The sequence below is a fragment of the Pseudomonas tehranensis genome, from assembly GCF_014268615.1.
Taxonomy (GTDB): Bacteria; Pseudomonadota; Gammaproteobacteria; order Pseudomonadales; family Pseudomonadaceae; genus Aquipseudomonas; species Aquipseudomonas tehranensis.
Genome location: NZ_JABWQV010000001.1, coordinates 179,569 through 194,799, shown reverse-complemented (window position 1 = coordinate 194,799; position 15,231 = coordinate 179,569). Strand labels below are relative to the sequence as shown.

Below are 15,231 nucleotides of genomic sequence, written 5' to 3'. Positions count from 1 at the left end.
GCAAGGAGAGAGGGATGATCATCATCTTGCTGCTCGGCCTCACCGTGGGTGTGATTCTGGCGCTGACCGGCGCTGGCGGGGGCATACTGGCGGTTCCCCTGCTGGTCTTCGGCGCGGGCCTGGGCATGGCCGAAGCCGGGCCCATCGGCTTGCTGGCGGTGGGTTTGGCCGCGTCCCTGGGCGCGGTGATGGGCCTTAGAAACGGCACCGTACGCTATAAGGCTGCACTGCTGACCGCAGGCGCGGGGATCATCTGCTCTCCACTGGGAATCTGGCTGGCCCAGCGCACGCCCAACCGACCCTTGACGATCCTGTTTGCCCTTCTATTGCTGTACGTGGCCTTCCGCGCCTTTCAAAAGTCATTGCCCTCGCGCGTCGATGCCAAAGCGACGTCGACGCGCAAACCCCCGCCCTGTGTACTGGACGAAAACCGCGGCAAGCTCCATTGGACCGCACCTTGTGCATGGGCGCTGGCGGTCTCTGGCATGGTCGCCGGCGCGCTGTCCGGCTTGCTGGGTGTGGGCGGCGGTTTTGTCATGGTCCCGGCGCTGCAGCGCTACACCAATCTGACCACCCAGTCGGTGCTCGCCACGTCGCTGACGGTCATTGCCCTGGTTTCAATTTCCGGCGTGGTGGCGAGCTCGGCAGCGGGTCACTTGCAATGGGCGATTGCCGCGCCTTTCACCCTTGGCGCATTGTTGGGAATGACCGGCGGTCGTTTGCTCGCCGCCAGGCTGCCGGAGCCCAGTCTGCAAAAAGGTTTTGCCATTCTGGCTGCGCTGGTGGCCGTGGCATTGGTGGTAAAGGCCTTGGTTTAAGCGCCTGGTGGAGTATCAACGTGGTTTGCATCGGAGAAATCGCATGAACATCGACTGGCTCAACTTCACGCCCTGGTCGTCCCTTGCCGGCGGTGCATTGATTGGTGTGGCTGCCAGCCTTTTCGTGGTCGCCAATGGACGCATTGCCGGCATCAGCGGGTTGCTCGGCAGCCTGCTGCAGCGAGGCAGCGAGGGGGTCAGCGAGAAGGCCCTGTTTCTGCTGGGGCTGCTCGTCGCGCCGCTGGTATGGGGCCTGTTCACCGCGTTGCCGCAGATTGAGTTTCAGAGCGGCTGGAGCGGCCTCACCGTCGCCGGCCTGCTGGTGGGCATCGGCACCCGCTACGGGTCGGGCTGTACCAGCGGCCATGGCGTGTGCGGTATATCGCGCCTTTCCCCGCGCTCGATCGTCGCCACGGCGTGCTTCATGTTCAGCGGTTTCGCCACGGTCTTTGCCCTGCGTCATGTGCTGGAGATCTGAACATGCTCAAACTGACTGCATTCATGGCCGGTCTGGTGTTCGGCCTCGGTCTGCTCCTGGCGGGCATGGCCAACCCCAGCAAAGTCCTGGCGTTCCTGGATGTGAGCGGCACCTGGGACCCCTCCCTGGCGCTGGTGATGCTCGGCGCGATTGCTGTTGCGATCGGCCCGCTGACCTGGGCCCGCCGCCAGACCCGCTCGATACTGGGAAACCCGATGCAATTACCGCTCAAGCGTGAGCTGGACCCGCGACTGATCGGCGGCAGCCTGCTGTTTGGCATCGGTTGGGGAATAGCCGGTATCTGTCCCGGGCCCGCCGTCGCGATCCTGCTCACCGGGCACTGGCAAGTCATCGTATTCGTGTTGGCCATGCTGGCTGGCATGTTGTTGTTCACCGCGCTGGAGAACCGGCGCACTCACTGATCGGGAGATCGTCATGAAAGCCAACATCGGAACCATCGACCGCAGTTTGCGTATTGCCGCGGGACTTATCCTCATTGCGCTGAGCCTGAGCGGTGTGATCGGCTTGTGGGGCTGGATCGGCCTGGTGCCGCTGGCCACGGGGATTTTCCGTTTCTGCCCGGTCTATACCTTACTGGGCATCAAGACCTGCAAACGCTGCTGAGACGGATGCTGCCGCGCCTGCAAATGACGGTACTGGCAGCCCTTACACTGGCTTGTTTTTTCACCGCAATTGGAGAACACCGGCATGACGCATTCGCCTGCCAGTCAATATGACGTGGTCATTGTCGGTGGAGGCCAATCAGCCCTGGCGGTAGCGTACTTCCTGCGGCGCACCCGGCTTTCGTTCGTCATTCTCGATGCAGAGCAAGCGCCGGGAGGTGCCTGGCGCCATGGCTGGAATTCGTTGCGTCTATTCTCCCCCGCTACCTGGAGCTCGATCCCTGGCTGGATGATGCCGCCCACGCAGGATGGCTATCCATCACGCGACCATGTGATCGACTACCTCAAGCAGTACGAACAGCGTTATCAGTTCCCCATCGTGCGTCCCGTGCGCGTGACTTCTGTAGAGCGTACAGAAACCGGGCTGCGGGTTAAGGCGCACGACAGACACTGGGATGCCAAGGTGGTGGTCAGCGCCACCGGCACCTGGAGTACCCCGTTCATTCCCCACTACCCAGGCGCCCGGCTATTCGCCGGTCAACAGTTGCACTCGGCGAACTATCTCGAAGCGCAGCCGTTCACCGGGAAAAAAGTCCTGGTCATAGGCGGCGGCAACTCAGGGGCTCAGATTCTGGCCGAAGTTTCCAGGGTCGCCGACACCACATGGATCACACCCGTTGAACCCCTGTTCCTGCCTGATGAAGTGGATGGGCAGGTGTTGTTCGAGCGCGCCACGCAACGCTGGAAAGCGCAACAGGAAGGTCGCGTCATCGAGCAACCCGTGGGTGGGCTGGGTGACATCGTCATGGTCCCGCCCGTTGTGGAGGCCCGGTCGCGCAACGCACTCAAATCAGTCCGACCTTTCGAACGTTTCACCCGCGACGGCGTAATCTGGGCCGACGGGAGCGAGTCTGCGGTGGACGTGGTGATCTGGTGCACCGGCTTCCGTCCCGCCCTGCAGCATCTGGAGCCACTGGGTGTGCTCAACACGCAAGGACGGGTGGACGTTGACGGGACTCATTCGATTCAAGAACCCAGGCTATGGCTGGTCGGCTATGGTGAATGGACCGGTGCGGCCTCCGCTACGCTGATTGGCGTAACACGCACGGCCCGTAGCACGGTCAGCGAAATCGCAGCATTTCTCGCCGATCCATCCGCTGCCCAAACGCTACCCGCCCGCGAAGAGCAAAGTTAAAGGCGGCCCATCTGCAGCGTGGCGCGCAAACCTCCCTCGGGGCGATTCTCCAACCGGACCTGCCCGCCCAGCCGCTTGGCGATGGTCTGCACGATCGTCAAGCCCAACCCGGCCCCCTGATCGTTCCCGCGGCTGTAGAAGCGCTCGAAAAGTCGGTCCCGTTCGGTCTCGTCGATGCCTGGCCCCTGATCCTCGACCGCCAGCTCGTAATGATCGCCCTGCCGGGCCAGCCGCACCGTGATCAAGCCATTGGCGGGAGAAAAGTTGGCCGCATTGGTCACCAGGTTGTTCAAGGCAATATCGATGGACACCGGATCAATCCTCACCGGGCCGATGTCATCACTGACGTCCAGGACCAGTTCAAGTCCTTTACTCAACAGCCAGGGAGTCATTTGCCCCAGACTTTCACGCACCGTGGCGGGCAGATCGATAACGCCGGGTGCAGGCACGCCAGATTGCGGTTCAAGACGTGCCATGGTGAGTAATTGATTGACCAGGCGCGTAGTGCGATCCACTCCGACGATCAGGTGTTGCAGGGACTCACGACGGCTCTGCTCATTGCCCGCCTCCATCAGGTTCTGCGCATGAACCCTGAGCACCGCCAGGGGGGTGCGCATCTCATGGGCGGCGTCGGCAATAAAACGCCGCTCACGGCCCATCAACTCCTGAATCTGCGCCAGCACCCGATTGAGGGCCGCTTGCATGGGCTCAAGTTCGCTGGGCAGCGGCACCAGTTGCAGAGGCTCCAGTGAGCCCGGATGCCGCGCACGCAACTTGGCCGCCATGTCGACCAGCGGCTTGAGTCCCCAGCCGATGGCCAACCAGATCACAGCGGCAAGCATCAGGCTGCCGATCAGATTGGGCGCCACCGTGTGACGGACAATTCGATCGACCAGATCGGCCCGCACATCATCACGCTCTCCCACCCAGATTTTCAGGCCGTACTGTGTGTCATCCAGTACGAACGCCCGCCATATACGCTCCTTTTGGTCTATCACGTCGCTGAAGCCAGGAGCAATCGGCGGTGAGGTGAACGTCGGTGCACTGGAGGTGTGAACCAGCAACGCTCCTTTTGAATCCCAGACCTGAAAGGCGATCTTGCTTTCATAGGGATGACCATCGACTTTGGGCACCGCCGAGGCCAATGCCGAATTGAATGCCTGATACAACTGCGCATGTTCCTTGCTGGCCATGGGCATGCGCATGACACCCTGCAGCAGCCGGGCATTCTGGGCCAATTGGGCATCGTAGACTTCCGCGATTTCGTGGTTGCTGTCATGCAGATTGAATACGGTGATGATCAGCAGACCAACGAACAAAAGCCCTAGAATCAGCGTAAGGGTACGACGCCGGATCGAAGTCATCGGCGCTCCTCCACCAGATACCCGACGCCCCGAATGGTACGGATCAGGTCGGTGGAAAATTTCTTGCGCAGGTGGTGGATATGCACTTCCAGGGTGTTGCTCTCAGCCTCCTCATTCCAGCCGTAAAGCAATTGCATCAGGTGATCGCGCGTCATGACCCGGCCCGGCGGCGACAGCAACTCATGGAGCAACTGATACTCCTTGGGCGTCAACGCCACCGGGTTGCCCTGATAGCTGACCTGCTGGGTCCCCGGGTTGAGGCTGATGCCGGCATGCTCGATCAGTGCCTGGGCCCGACCGGCGCTGCGGCGCAACAAGGCCCGCAACCGGGCCTTGAGTTCCGCCAGATCAAAGGGCTTGATCAGGTAGTCGTCAGCCCCGGCATCGAGCCCGGCAATGCGATCTTCAGTCGCGTCCCGGGCGGTGAGAATCAGCACCGGCAGGTTGGAACCGCTGTCACGCAAGCGACGCAACACCTGCAGGCCGTCCATCCGTGGCAGGCCCAGGTCAAGCACGGCCAGGTCAAAGGTCTCACTGAGCAGTGCGTGCAAGGCGCTGCTCCCGTCCTTCAACCAGTCAACGGTATAGCCTTCGCGGCTCAGGGCCTGATGGATGCCTTCGCCCAGGGCCACGTCATCCTCGATCAGTAATAAGCGCACGCACACTCCCTCAGCCCAGTTTTTTGTTCACATCCAGCAGCAACGCTTCGATCTCTTTGCGACGTCCCGCGTCGGCGGTTTCCCGGCCGGGCCGTGGCGCTGCCTGCAAAGCCTTTTGCAGAGCAACCCGGGCCTCAGCGTAGCGCTTCTGACGGTAGAGGTGATCGCCCCAGAAGTACAGGCTGTCAATGCCGTTAGGGTTCAGTTGCAGCGCCTGCTGGAGTAATTGCTCGGCCTTGTCCGAGTCGCCAAACCCCAAGGGCCAACCGGGAACCCGGTCATAGAGTGCGCCGAGACTGGTGTAGGCCGACCCTTGCAAGGCTTTGGGATCCAGGGCCAGGGCCTGCTCCAGGTCGGCCTTGGCGTCCTTGACCTTGCCCAGCGCACCGATTCCGCCTGCGGCCCCTGCCCAACTGCTTTTGACAATGCCCGACCAGATCCAGGCCTCGGCCACGGATTGACGTTGTTGCTTGAACGCCGATGCCTGGGCGGCGAGTTGTTCAAAAGCCTCGGCACGCTGCCCTTCAGGCAAGTCATATTGGATATGCGCCCAGCTTTGCTGGATGCCTGTGAGACGTTGCTGGTCGGCGGCGTCCAAAGCCCAGGCGCTTTGAGCCAGGGCGCCGAACAGCAAACAGATCAGGATTTTTTTCATGGTTTGAGGTGCTCGTTCTCGGGTTTATGGCTCAGGCGGCGAACCAGTGGCAGTTGCTTGCGCAGGCCACGGTCCACCAGGTTGGGCAGCAGGCTGTTGAGGCCGACGAAAAAGCGCTCGGGCCAGCCCAGATACAGCTCGCGACGGTCGCCGGTGATGGCCTGGATGACCGCCGACGCCACGGCGTGCGGGTCATCGACGTTGGCTTTGAGCGCCTGATTGAGGGCTTGGGCCGCCGGGCTGTTCATCGACGTGCGCGTAGCCCGGGGCGCCACGTAGAGCACGCCGACACGGGTGTCCGCCAACTCCCGACGCAGGGCTTCGGAGAACCCGCGCAGGGCGAACTTGCTGGCGCAATAACTGGCGTAGCCTGGGTAGCCGATCGAGCCGTAGGTCGACCCGACATTCACCACCATGGCGCTGTCGGCCTGCTTGAGCAGCGGCAGCAACAGTTTGGTCAGGCAGATCGGCGCGCTGATGTTCAGCCCCAGCATGGCGTCGACCTCACTGTCCTCGAGTTGTTCGAGCATGGCGAAGTGGTTGACACCGGCGGCATTGATCAGCAGGTTGAGGCCGCCCAGGGCCTCGGCTGCGGCCAGTACCTTGCGCCGATCACCCGCAACAGTCAGGTCTGCGCCTACCCAGCACATGTGCTGCGGGTAGCGCTCGAGCAAGGGTTCCAGCGCTTCTCGATGCCTGGCCACGGCCAGCACCCGAGCACCACTGGCGCATAGGGCCTGGGCGATGGCCTGGCCAATTCCGCCACTGGCACCGGTCAAGACGATCCGGGCGTCACACAGGCGCATGCTGATGCCCCTCGTCACGGGGCAGGCCCCGGAACATCTCGGTGTAGAGCCTATACACCACTTTGGAGACGTGGATCACCGCCGCCTGGTCGGCAGGATCCTCCAGTTTGTTCATCAGGCTGCGATAGGTCTGCATGTGCTCGATATCCAGCGAGCCATGGGAGCTGAGGTAGCTGAAAGCGGTGGGCGGCAGCTCCAGGTGTTCACGAATGGCGTCGGCGGCGTGGGTCGCCAGAGCGATGCTGGTGCCTTCCAGCACATTGACCATGCCGAACAGCCCCACCGGGTTGCCCCGGGCGATCAAGTCATACAGGTAACTGACCATCAACTCGATAGCCAGCGACGGCTGACCGTCACGCACCGCATCCTTGTCGCCTCCACACGCGGCGATGTCATCCAGCACCCATTGCTCGTGACCGTATTCCTCGTCGATGTACTCGCACACGGCCTTGCGCAGCCATTCCAGGTGCGCAGGCAGACGTGCACCGCACGCCATCATCAACGGTACGGTGTGGCGCACGTGGTAGTAGGCCTGGATCAGAAACGCCCGGTAACTGGCCAAGCTGACCTGGCCATCAAGGGCATCACGGATGATCGGCAGGTTGAACAGCGTCTGGCGTTCCTGATGGGTGGCTTCTTGCAGCGTGTCGAAAAAACTCATGACGGATATTCCTCGGACAGAACGGATTCACTGAACAACCCACGGTAATGCTCGACAATCGCTTCGCGGCGCGGTCGGCCGTTGGCGGTGAGCATGCCGTTGGTTGCGGTAAAGGGTTGCGCCAGTCGCGTCCAGTGGTGGACCCGAGCGTATTCGGGCAGCGCCGCGTTGGCCTTGCTCACAGCCAGCTCCAACGCTTGATCAGAGCAGTCAGCGCGGGCGGGCCACAGCAATGCCTGGTTATGCGGCAAGGCTTCGCCATAGACGAAGGCCTGGGCGATGGTGCCGCCCTGGGTAAGTTCGGCTTCGACCCATTCGGGATTGACGTTGCGACCGAAGCTGGTCACGAATTGATGCTTCTTACGGCCACGCAGGTACAGGAACCCCTCTGCGTCGAACTCCCCCAAGTCGCCGCTGGGCCACCATTCGTCGGTAGGCAGAGGCTCCCCCAGGTATCCGAGCAAGGTCGATCCCTTGATCATGACTTCGCCGTCATCGGCCAGGCGAACCTGCACATGAGGCAACGGCTGACCGACACTGCCGGCGCGGTGGTTCGCTGGCCGGTTGAGGCACACCACCGAAGCGCATTCCGACAGCCCGTAGCCTTCAAATACCGGCAGGCCGGCACGCTGGGCCCGTTGCAAAAGATCGTCGGATACCCGCGCTCCGCCCACGGCGGCAAATCGCAACGCGTGCGGGTAGAACGCTTTCTGCTCGGCGGCCGTGACCAACATCAGCAACAATTGTGGAACCAGAATCAGACTCTGCGCCCGGCGCTCGGTCAGGCACGCCAACAGGCGCGTCGGGTCGGCGCCACTGGCGCCCTGGATGCCCAGGGTCTTCTGGCCAGGCAGGCTGAGCATCGCCCCGGCATACAGCGCCGCATAGCAACCGAGGTTTTCCAGAAGGACCGCCAGGGGCAGCAGCGCCAGGTGATGCCTCGCGTTGACCGGCCGGCTGGCCTGCTCCAGTTCACGGGCGACCCGCAACAGACTGTCGGCGCTCAGGCAGACACCTTTTGGCGTGCCAGTGGTGCCTGAGGTAAAGGTCAGTTTGGCGGTGCCCGCCGGCAAGCGGCTCGGTCCGGCAAAATCTTTCTGCCAGAACTCGCCGCTGTGGCGGTAACCCGCAGCCTGGAGTTCGGCTGCCAACCCGGGCTCGGCAATCACCCGCTGCGCCTGGCTCTGCTCCAGACAGTGCAGGCGTTGAGCCGGAGTGAAAAAGCCTGGCAGGATGACGCAGGCCAGGCCTTCGAACAAAGCGGCCAGGTCCCACAGCATGGCTTCGACTCCGTTATCCAGGGCCAGGGCAACCACCTTGATGTGTTCATCGCGCAGGCGTTGCTGGCGGTACACCACTTCGGAGTAAAGCGTGGCGTAGTCCAGCCGCAAGTTATCTCCCCACAGCGCCACGGCGTAGCCCTTGTGTTGGGCATGCTCACGCAGGGTGAGTTTGAAGCGCTCCACTTCAGGCAACATGGCTCACCTCCCCGCAGGTCTGTGATAAGCCCAGGCGATCGAACAGACCGGCATCGCGCAGATGAACGAAGCCGGCGCGGATGTTGCCGACGTGAACCCATGGCTGACTCTCGTAGTAGCTGCCCCAGAGGTGCCGCTCTTCCCCCAGGCGCTGCGGGTCGGCCGGGCACAGGGTGACGGGCTTGAGGCCAAGGCGATGGAAACTGTTGACCAGGCCGATATTGCCGGTGAAGGCCACCCACTCCAGCCCGCCCATCGCCAACAGATAGGTGATTGCGATGATGCTCAGGCGAGCACTGCCGGTGTCACTGGCGGCCAGATTGCCGACTTCGACAATACCGCCGCGATCCACCGCGCAGTCTGCGTCGGCCTTGATCAACGGCTCGATGGGATCGTCCAGATAACGTTCGAGAAACAGCGGCCCCTGCGCGGCCAGACGCACGCCCGCCACGGCGCAGAGCTTACCGTAGGCATCGTCGAGCCCGAACAGTTCAGGCATGAAGTGACGAATCTCGGCGCCGTGGGCCTGGCGAAAACGCTGGTGGATGAAGGCTTCGCATTCAGCCCGGCGCGGCCCTCCTGGCAGGGCCCGGTGCAAATGGCGAACCGCTTGGCCGGCCTTGCCGAAGGCCAGCGGCAGGTGGATGTTCCAGTCAGAATCGGGCATGGCTCAACGTTCTCCCTTGGGTATTGGGAGAAAGTATCGAAGCCCTTTCTTAACGAAGTCTGAAGGTGGCTAAAGATCGACCGCCGGATTGGCGTGGCGAGGCAACCCTATGGAAATCAAAGCGGCGAGCAGCACGAATGCGCTGGATATCCATAAGCACGCCCCCAGTCCATACGTTTGATAGACCCAGCCGGAGAGCACCGTTCCGAGCAGTCGCCCCATGGCGTTGGACATGTAGTAGAAACCCACGTCCAGCGACACGCCGTCTTCCTTGGCGTAGGACACAATCAAGTAGCTGTGCAGCGACGAGTTCACCGCGAACAGCACCCCAAAGACCATGAGCCCACCCAGCAGCACCGCCTGGGGTGACAACCCGCTATCGAGCCCAAGTGCGATGGCCGCCGGCAGGCCCGCCAGGGCCAGTGCCCACACAAACGCCGCGCGACCATCCGGTACGTGCCCACGTTTCTTGCCGGTGATGCTGGGCGCAAAGGACTGCACGATGCCATAGCCGATCACCCAGGCTGCCAGGAAGCCACCGACCTTCCAGAAGTCCCAACCAAAAACACTGCTCAGGTACACCGGCAAGGCCACCACGAACCAGACATCGCGGGCACCGAACAGGAACATCCGCGCCGCTGACAGGATGTTGATCGCCTTGCTCTTGGACAGAATGTCACGAAACCTGGGCTTGGCTTTCGCTTTGCCCAGGTCCTTTTTCAACAGCATCAGGCTACCGATCCAGATCAGCGCGAGCACGCCGGCCATCGCCAGCAGAGAACCTTTGAAACCGATCAGCGCCAACAGCGCTCCACCGAGGAAAAAGCCAACGCCCTTGAGGGCATTCTTGGAGCCGGTGAGGATCGCCACCCACTTGTACAACTTGCCCTGCTGCCCATCGGGCACCAGCAGCTTGATGGAGCTTTTCGCGCTCATCTTGTTCAGGTCTTTGGCGATCCCGGACAGCGCCTGAGCGCCCATTACCCAGGGAATGCTCAGCCAGGCTAGCGGAACCGTCAGCATCAACAGCGCCACGACTTGCATGCCCAAGCCGATGTTCATGGTTCGGTTCAAACCTAGCCGGGCACCGAGGTAGCCGCCCACCAGATTGGTGATTACGCCAAAAATCTCATAGAACAAAAACAGCGCGGCGATTTGCAGCGGGCTGTAGCCCAACGCATGGAAGTGCAGCACCACCAACATGCGCAAGGCGCCATCGGTGAGGGTGAAGGCCCAGTAATTGCCGGTGACCAGCAGGTACTGCCGCACTGGCGGAGCGAGGGCTGACAACGCTTTCATGATCGCTCCTCAGACTGCCTGACCGACCATCCGGGCCAGTTCCACGGTGCGGTTGGCATAGCCCCACTCGTTGTCGTACCAGGCATAGAGTTTGACCTGGGTGCCGTTGATGACCATGGTCGATAGCGCATCAATGATCGATGAGCGCGGGTCGGTGCGGTAGTCGATGGACACCAGCGGACGCTCTTCAAAACCGAGGATGTCTTTGAGCTCATTCTCGGAAGCGTCCTTGAGGAGCTGATTGACCTCCTCGACAGTGGTGGCCCGCTCGACTTCAAAGACACAGTCCGTCAACGAAGCGTTGGCCAGCGGCACACGCACGGCGTGGCCATTCAGGCGCCCGCGCAATTCCGGGAAGATTTCCGCGATAGCGGTGGCTGAACCGGTACTGGTTGGAATCAGGCTCATGCCCGACGCACGCGCTCGACGCAGATCCTTGTGGGGTTGATCGAGGATGCTCTGGGTGTTGGTCAGGTCATGAATCGTGGTAATCGAACCGTGGCGAATACCCAGCTTCTCGTGGATGACCTTCACCACCGGTGCCAGGCAGTTGGTGGTGCAGGAAGCGGCGGTGACGATCGGATGAACATCGGGTTTGAACAGCTGATGATTGACGCCCATGACGATATTCAATGCGCCCTTTTCCTTCACGGGAGCGCTGACCACCACACGTTTAACGCCTTGGTCGAGATAGCCCTGAAGTACGGCGACCGTTTTCATCTTGCCACTGGCTTCGATCACCAGATCGCAACCCGACCAGTCCGTGTCGGCAATCGCTTTGTTGGCGGTTACCTTGATGCGTTTGCTGTCGATGACGATGCTGTCGCCCTCAGCGTCGGCCTGATAATTCCAGCGGCCATGTACCGAGTCGAAGTTCAGCAGGTGCGCGTGGGTCGCCGCATCACCTGCCGGGTCGTTGATCTGCACGAACTCGAACTCTGGCCAGTGCCAGGCGGCGCGTAATGCCAGGCGACCGATGCGTCCAAAACCGTTGATGCCCACTTTGATAGTCATGTACTTGTGCTCTGTATCGGGTGTCTGGGGAGTTCGACATCAGGTCGAACCAGGCGATGGTTTGACTCAGATGGAGCGCTGATTGACCCGGTTCATCAATTCTTGCGCCGACTCCTTGCGTTCGGAATAGCGGTCGACCAGGTAATCCTGGCGGTCGCGAAGCAGCAGCGTGAACTTCACCAACTCCTCCATCACATCCACGACGCGGTCGTAGAACGGCGAAGGCTTCATCCGGCCATTGTCGTCGAATTCCATATAGGCCTTCGGCACGGAGGATTGGTTAGGGATGGTGAACATGCGCATCCAGCGTCCCAGCACGCGCAGTTGATTGACCACGTTGAACGACTGCGAGCCACCGCACACCTGCATGACGGCGAGGGTTTTGCCCTGGGTCGGACGGACCGCGCCCATGGCCAGCGGCACCCAATCAATCTGCGCCTTGAACACCGCGCTCATTGAACCGTGGCGTTCCGGCGAGCACCAGACCTGCCCTTCCGACCACTGCATCAGTTCGCGAAGTTCCTGGACCCGAGGATGATCGACCGGCGCGTCATCGGGTAGCGGCAAACCCGAGGGATTGAAAATCCGCGCTTCGGCGCCGAAGTGCTCCAGTAACCGAGCGGCCTCCTCCACCATCAGACGACTGAAGGATCGCTCGCGGGTGGACCCGTACAGCAGCAAAATGCGCGGTTTGTGCAGGGAGGCTTTCTCAACACCCAGCTTGTCGGCCGATGGGATATCAGCCAGCTCGGTGTTCAGGTGGGGGATTGGCTCATCAAACATAGTCTTTGTCCTGCGCAACGGCGCTCGTAGGTCATCAAACCCCCGGTGCATGATTATTGCTCCCGGGTTACAGCGTGCCGATCAGGGCCAGCTCTGCCCTGAGCTGTTCAGCACCCAGTTGGGGAAGCGGCAGTGCCAGAAAGGCTTCAATACGGGTTCTGATCTGCTCCAGGGTGGCTTCGAAAGCCGCCTCGATCTCTTCTTGAGTACCGCGGTACTCCGAAGGATCAGCCAGCCCCCAATGGGCTTTTGTCGCCGGACCGAAAAACACCGGACAGGCTTCACCGGCGGCTTTATCACATACCGTGATCACGAAATCAGGCGCCAGTTCTTCATGTACGTCACTGGACTTACTGAACAGGCCATCGGTGCAAATGCCTGCTTGTTTCAACGTTCTGAGGCTCAGCGGATGCACTTCTCCCTTCGGCTGACTTCCGGCGCTGTAGGCTTTCATCCCTTGGGGGGCCAAATGATTGAAAAGCGCTTCACAGAGGATACTGCGACAGCTATTGGCAGTGCAGAGAAACAGGATTTTCATCGGATCGTCTCGTAGTCGAAGGCGGGATCAGGCGATTTTGCTTTCACAACAAGCGATTGCCCGCTCAGGACGGTCACCCATGTCATCCAGTCGCCTGGCATCAGGGCTTAACCAGTGCTTGTTGGTTTCAAGTACCACGGTCAATACCTGAAGCACCCAGTCAGGCAGGTTGGGGTGCAGTCGGTAATAGACCCATTGCCCCTGCCGACGGTCCGACAGCAACCCGCACGTGCGTAACTGCGCCAAGTGCCTGGAGACTTTCGGCTGACTCTCGTTCAACGCGCACGTCAGCTCACAGACGCACAACTCCCCCTCTCGGGTGATGAGCAGCATCATGCGTACACGGTTGTCGTCGGCCAGGCATTTGAAAACAGTGGTTGGGGTCAGATGGTCAGCCATTTCAGTTCTCAGTGTTTGGTTTTCACCAAGACAAACATCTTGATGCGATCATGAATCTCGTGAAGCGTGTGACGGAACGCATCGGGCTTGGTGCTGGTGACCGGATCCTCGAAGCTCCAGGCCATGGCCTCGCCTGCGCCGGGGAGCGACTGGCATTCCGAAGCGGCTTTATCACACAAGGTGATGACGTAATCGAAACGCTCACCCTGGAACTCATCAATCGATTTGCTCCGTAACCCGTCCGTACTGACCCCCAGATGCGTCAGGGCTTCGAAGGTGCGAGGGTCGACCTCAGTGGGTGCAGTACCGGCGCTGAATGCCTCGAAATGCTCCGAATCCGTGTGCCTGAGCAGCGCTTGAGCTAACTGGGAACGAGCAGCGTTGGCGGTGCAGACGAAGAGAACGCTGGCTTTGCCAATCATGATGAAGCCTCATCAAATATTCGGAAAGTTGAATATATGATTATCCGAATATAAGGTAAAGCTTCCACTGCTTATTTTCCTATGAAAAGCGACGTTTACAGCGAGATAGAGATAGAATCCTCTTAGAAGAATTTGCTGAACAAGATCGCCCCAGGTTCAGGAATATATGATTTTTTACATATAGGTTCTCCATCCACAACCTGCGCCCACTGATCCACAGAGAAGAGGTTTGAGCATGAGCAACACCCAGCCAATCGGCTTTTTCGAGCGTTACCTGTCAGTTTGGGTCGCACTGTGTATCGCGGCGGGCATCGGGTTGGGCAGTCTGTTCCCACAGCTGTTCCAGACCATGGCCGGTTATGAATACGGCTCGGTCAATTTCATTGTCGCGGGGCTGATCTGGCTGATGGTCTACCCGATGATGGTGTCGGTAGACTTCTCCAGCCTCAAGCGCATTCACGAACGGCCCAAGGGGCTGGTCATCACCCTCGTGGTCAACTGGTTGATCAAACCGTTCACCATGGCGGGGCTGGGGGTGTTGTTCTTTCATTATTTCTTTATCGACCTGATCGATCCCCGCGATGCCGGCCAGTACATCGCCGGTTTGATCCTGCTCGGTGCCGCGCCCTGTACCGCCATGGTGTTCGTCTGGTCACAGCTGACTCGCGGCGACGCCACCTACACCCTGGCCCAGGTGGCGTTGAATGACGTGATCATGATCTTCGCCTTCGCGCCGCTGGTGGCGCTGTTGCTCGGCGTGACTGACATTGAAGTGCCTTGGGCAACCTTGATCCTCTCGGTCGGGCTCTATGTGTTGATCCCACTGATTGCCGGGGTGCTCACCCGCCTGAAGCTCAGTGCTTCGGCGCAAACCCCCGGCGAGGCCGAGTATGCGGTCAAGCGTTTCAACGCCCGGGTCAAGCCCCTATCGATCCTCGGCCTGCTGGGCACCGTGGTGCTGCTGTTCGGATTTCAGGGACAGATCATTCTGGATAAACCGCTGCTGATTGCCTTGATTGCCGTGCCCTTGCTGCTCCAATCCTATGGCATTTTCGCGATTGCTTACGCGGCGGCGCGCTTATGGAAAGTCCCCTTCAATGTGGCGGCACCCTGCGCCCTGATCGGCACCTCGAATTTTTTCGAGTTGGCGGTGGCGGTGGCGATCGGTTTGTTCGGCCTCAACTCCGGGGCGGCCCTGGTCACCGTCGTCGGGGTGCTGGTGGAAGTACCGGTGATGCTGTCGCTGGTGGCCTTCGCCAACCGGACCCAGGCCTGGTTCCCGAAAGAAAGCGTAGAAATGACGCCAACCGCCTCGCCCACCTCTGTTTCAGAAGAACATCCTCTTGTTTAAGAGGGTGTTGATCGGCGCTTT

General features: G+C 60.7%; 19 protein-coding genes. 6 read left to right on the top strand and 13 right to left on the bottom strand.

Annotated elements, in window-relative coordinates; genetic code table 11:
- Positions 1–14 precede the first annotated feature (14 nt).
- The 5 genes from HU811_RS00870 to HU811_RS00850 all read left to right on the top strand — a co-directional run bounded on the left by HU811_RS00870 (position 15) and on the right by HU811_RS00850 (position 3,114).
- A complete protein-coding gene (locus HU811_RS00870; protein ID WP_186653296.1) occupies positions 15–818 on the top strand; it encodes a sulfite exporter TauE/SafE family protein in 804 nt (267 codons plus the stop codon).
- A 43-nt stretch (positions 819–861) separates the two neighbouring features.
- Positions 862–1,296, top strand: a complete 435-nt coding sequence (locus HU811_RS00865; RefSeq protein WP_186653295.1) for a YeeE/YedE family protein — start codon at positions 862–864, stop codon at positions 1,294–1,296.
- A 2-nt stretch (positions 1,297–1,298) separates the two neighbouring features.
- Positions 1,299–1,718 (top strand): DUF6691 family protein, encoded by a 420-nt coding sequence (locus tag HU811_RS00860; RefSeq protein WP_092396677.1) that lies wholly within the window; start codon positions 1,299–1,301, stop codon positions 1,716–1,718.
- 13 nt (positions 1,719–1,731) lie between these two features.
- Positions 1,732–1,920 (top strand): YgaP family membrane protein, encoded by a 189-nt coding sequence (locus tag HU811_RS00855; RefSeq protein ID WP_186653294.1) that lies wholly within the window; start codon positions 1,732–1,734, stop codon positions 1,918–1,920.
- Positions 1,921–2,004: 84 nt separating this feature from the next.
- Positions 2,005–3,114 (top strand): ArsO family NAD(P)H-dependent flavin-containing monooxygenase, encoded by a 1,110-nt coding sequence (locus tag HU811_RS00850; protein ID WP_186653293.1) that lies wholly within the window; start codon positions 2,005–2,007, stop codon positions 3,112–3,114.
- Here HU811_RS00850 and HU811_RS00845 read toward each other — a convergent pair.
- The 13 genes from HU811_RS00845 to HU811_RS00785 all read right to left on the bottom strand — a co-directional run bounded on the left by HU811_RS00845 (position 3,111) and on the right by HU811_RS00785 (position 13,859).
- Positions 3,111–4,478 (bottom strand): sensor histidine kinase, encoded by a 1,368-nt coding sequence (locus HU811_RS00845; protein WP_186653291.1) that lies wholly within the window; start codon positions 4,476–4,478, stop codon positions 3,111–3,113. The two genes, HU811_RS00850 and HU811_RS00845, sit on opposite strands and share 4 nt — an antisense overlap.
- Positions 4,475–5,137, bottom strand: coding sequence for a response regulator (locus HU811_RS00840; RefSeq protein WP_047225655.1), 663 nt, complete (start codon positions 5,135–5,137; stop codon positions 4,475–4,477). The genes HU811_RS00845 and HU811_RS00840 overlap by 4 nt, the downstream gene beginning before the upstream one ends.
- A 10-nt stretch (positions 5,138–5,147) precedes the next feature.
- Positions 5,148–5,792, bottom strand: a complete 645-nt coding sequence (locus tag HU811_RS00835; protein ID WP_186653289.1) for a tetratricopeptide repeat protein — start codon at positions 5,790–5,792, stop codon at positions 5,148–5,150.
- Positions 5,789–6,598, bottom strand: a complete 810-nt coding sequence (locus HU811_RS00830) for an SDR family oxidoreductase (protein WP_186653287.1) — start codon at positions 6,596–6,598, stop codon at positions 5,789–5,791. The genes HU811_RS00835 and HU811_RS00830 overlap by 4 nt, the downstream gene beginning before the upstream one ends.
- Complete coding sequence (locus tag HU811_RS00825) at positions 6,585–7,259, bottom strand: iron-containing redox enzyme family protein (protein WP_186653284.1); 675 nt, start codon at positions 7,257–7,259, stop codon at positions 6,585–6,587. Before HU811_RS00825 ends, HU811_RS00830 begins: the two co-directional genes overlap by 14 nt.
- Complete coding sequence (locus tag HU811_RS00820; protein WP_186653282.1) at positions 7,256–8,737, bottom strand: AMP-binding protein; 1,482 nt, start codon at positions 8,735–8,737, stop codon at positions 7,256–7,258. The genes HU811_RS00825 and HU811_RS00820 overlap by 4 nt, the downstream gene beginning before the upstream one ends.
- Positions 8,727–9,404: a thermostable hemolysin gene (locus tag HU811_RS00815; RefSeq protein ID WP_186653279.1), complete on the bottom strand. Its 678-nt coding sequence runs from the start codon at positions 9,402–9,404 to the stop codon at positions 8,727–8,729. The genes HU811_RS00820 and HU811_RS00815 overlap by 11 nt, the downstream gene beginning before the upstream one ends.
- Before the next feature lie 69 nt (positions 9,405–9,473).
- Complete coding sequence (arsJ, locus tag HU811_RS00810) at positions 9,474–10,703, bottom strand: organoarsenical effux MFS transporter ArsJ (RefSeq protein WP_186653277.1); 1,230 nt, start codon at positions 10,701–10,703, stop codon at positions 9,474–9,476.
- Between the two features lie 9 nt (positions 10,704–10,712).
- A complete protein-coding gene (locus tag HU811_RS00805; RefSeq protein WP_186653276.1) occupies positions 10,713–11,717 on the bottom strand; it encodes an ArsJ-associated glyceraldehyde-3-phosphate dehydrogenase in 1,005 nt (334 codons plus the stop codon).
- Between the two features lie 66 nt (positions 11,718–11,783).
- A complete protein-coding gene (gene arsH, locus HU811_RS00800; protein WP_186653275.1) occupies positions 11,784–12,500 on the bottom strand; it encodes an arsenical resistance protein ArsH in 717 nt (238 codons plus the stop codon).
- Positions 12,501–12,567: 67 nt separating this feature from the next.
- Complete coding sequence (locus tag HU811_RS00795) at positions 12,568–13,038, bottom strand: arsenate reductase ArsC (protein ID WP_186653270.1); 471 nt, start codon at positions 13,036–13,038, stop codon at positions 12,568–12,570.
- Positions 13,039–13,065: 27 nt separating this feature from the next.
- Entirely contained in the window at positions 13,066–13,437 is a 372-nt protein-coding gene (locus HU811_RS00790; protein ID WP_186653268.1) for a metalloregulator ArsR/SmtB family transcription factor, read from the bottom strand.
- Positions 13,438–13,445: 8 nt separating this feature from the next.
- Positions 13,446–13,859 (bottom strand): arsenate reductase ArsC, encoded by a 414-nt coding sequence (locus HU811_RS00785; RefSeq protein ID WP_186653266.1) that lies wholly within the window; start codon positions 13,857–13,859, stop codon positions 13,446–13,448.
- A gap of 235 nt (positions 13,860–14,094) precedes the next feature.
- On the opposite strand from HU811_RS00785, the gene arsB reads away from it, so the two are divergent.
- Positions 14,095–15,210 carry an ACR3 family arsenite efflux transporter gene (gene arsB, locus HU811_RS00780; protein ID WP_186653263.1) on the top strand — a complete coding sequence of 372 codons (1,116 nt, stop codon included), beginning with the start codon at positions 14,095–14,097 and terminating at the stop codon, positions 15,208–15,210.
- The last annotated feature ends 21 nt before the right edge of the window (positions 15,211–15,231 follow it).

Excerpts from the sequence above, each read along its gene's own strand:
- HU811_RS00795 (WP_186653270.1), bottom strand. The coding sequence starts at position 13,038 with ATGAAAATCCTGTTTCTCTGCACTGCCAATAGCTGTCGCAGTATCCTC.
- HU811_RS00805 (WP_186653276.1), bottom strand. The coding sequence starts at position 11,717 with ATGACTATCAAAGTGGGCATCAACGGTTTTGGACGCATCGGTCGCCTG.
- HU811_RS00785 (WP_186653266.1), bottom strand. The coding sequence starts at position 13,859 with ATGATTGGCAAAGCCAGCGTTCTCTTCGTCTGCACCGCCAACGCTGCT.
- HU811_RS00845 (WP_186653291.1), bottom strand. The coding sequence starts at position 4,478 with ATGACTTCGATCCGGCGTCGTACCCTTACGCTGATTCTAGGGCTTTTG.
- HU811_RS00855 (WP_186653294.1), top strand. The coding sequence starts at position 1,732 with ATGAAAGCCAACATCGGAACCATCGACCGCAGTTTGCGTATTGCCGCG.
- arsB (WP_186653263.1), top strand. The coding sequence starts at position 14,095 with ATGAGCAACACCCAGCCAATCGGCTTTTTCGAGCGTTACCTGTCAGTT.
- HU811_RS00870 (WP_186653296.1), top strand. The coding sequence starts at position 15 with ATGATCATCATCTTGCTGCTCGGCCTCACCGTGGGTGTGATTCTGGCG.
- HU811_RS00825 (WP_186653284.1), bottom strand. The coding sequence starts at position 7,259 with ATGAGTTTTTTCGACACGCTGCAAGAAGCCACCCATCAGGAACGCCAG.
- HU811_RS00820 (WP_186653282.1), bottom strand. The coding sequence starts at position 8,737 with ATGTTGCCTGAAGTGGAGCGCTTCAAACTCACCCTGCGTGAGCATGCC.
- HU811_RS00865 (WP_186653295.1), top strand. The coding sequence starts at position 862 with ATGAACATCGACTGGCTCAACTTCACGCCCTGGTCGTCCCTTGCCGGC.
- HU811_RS00790 (WP_186653268.1), bottom strand. The coding sequence starts at position 13,437 with ATGGCTGACCATCTGACCCCAACCACTGTTTTCAAATGCCTGGCCGAC.
- arsH (WP_186653275.1), bottom strand. The coding sequence starts at position 12,500 with ATGTTTGATGAGCCAATCCCCCACCTGAACACCGAGCTGGCTGATATC.
- HU811_RS00860 (WP_092396677.1), top strand. The coding sequence starts at position 1,299 with ATGCTCAAACTGACTGCATTCATGGCCGGTCTGGTGTTCGGCCTCGGT.
- HU811_RS00850 (WP_186653293.1), top strand. The coding sequence starts at position 2,005 with ATGACGCATTCGCCTGCCAGTCAATATGACGTGGTCATTGTCGGTGGA.
- HU811_RS00830 (WP_186653287.1), bottom strand. The coding sequence starts at position 6,598 with ATGCGCCTGTGTGACGCCCGGATCGTCTTGACCGGTGCCAGTGGCGGA.
- arsJ (WP_186653277.1), bottom strand. The coding sequence starts at position 10,703 with ATGAAAGCGTTGTCAGCCCTCGCTCCGCCAGTGCGGCAGTACCTGCTG.
- HU811_RS00835 (WP_186653289.1), bottom strand. The coding sequence starts at position 5,792 with ATGAAAAAAATCCTGATCTGTTTGCTGTTCGGCGCCCTGGCTCAAAGC.
- HU811_RS00815 (WP_186653279.1), bottom strand. The coding sequence starts at position 9,404 with ATGCCCGATTCTGACTGGAACATCCACCTGCCGCTGGCCTTCGGCAAG.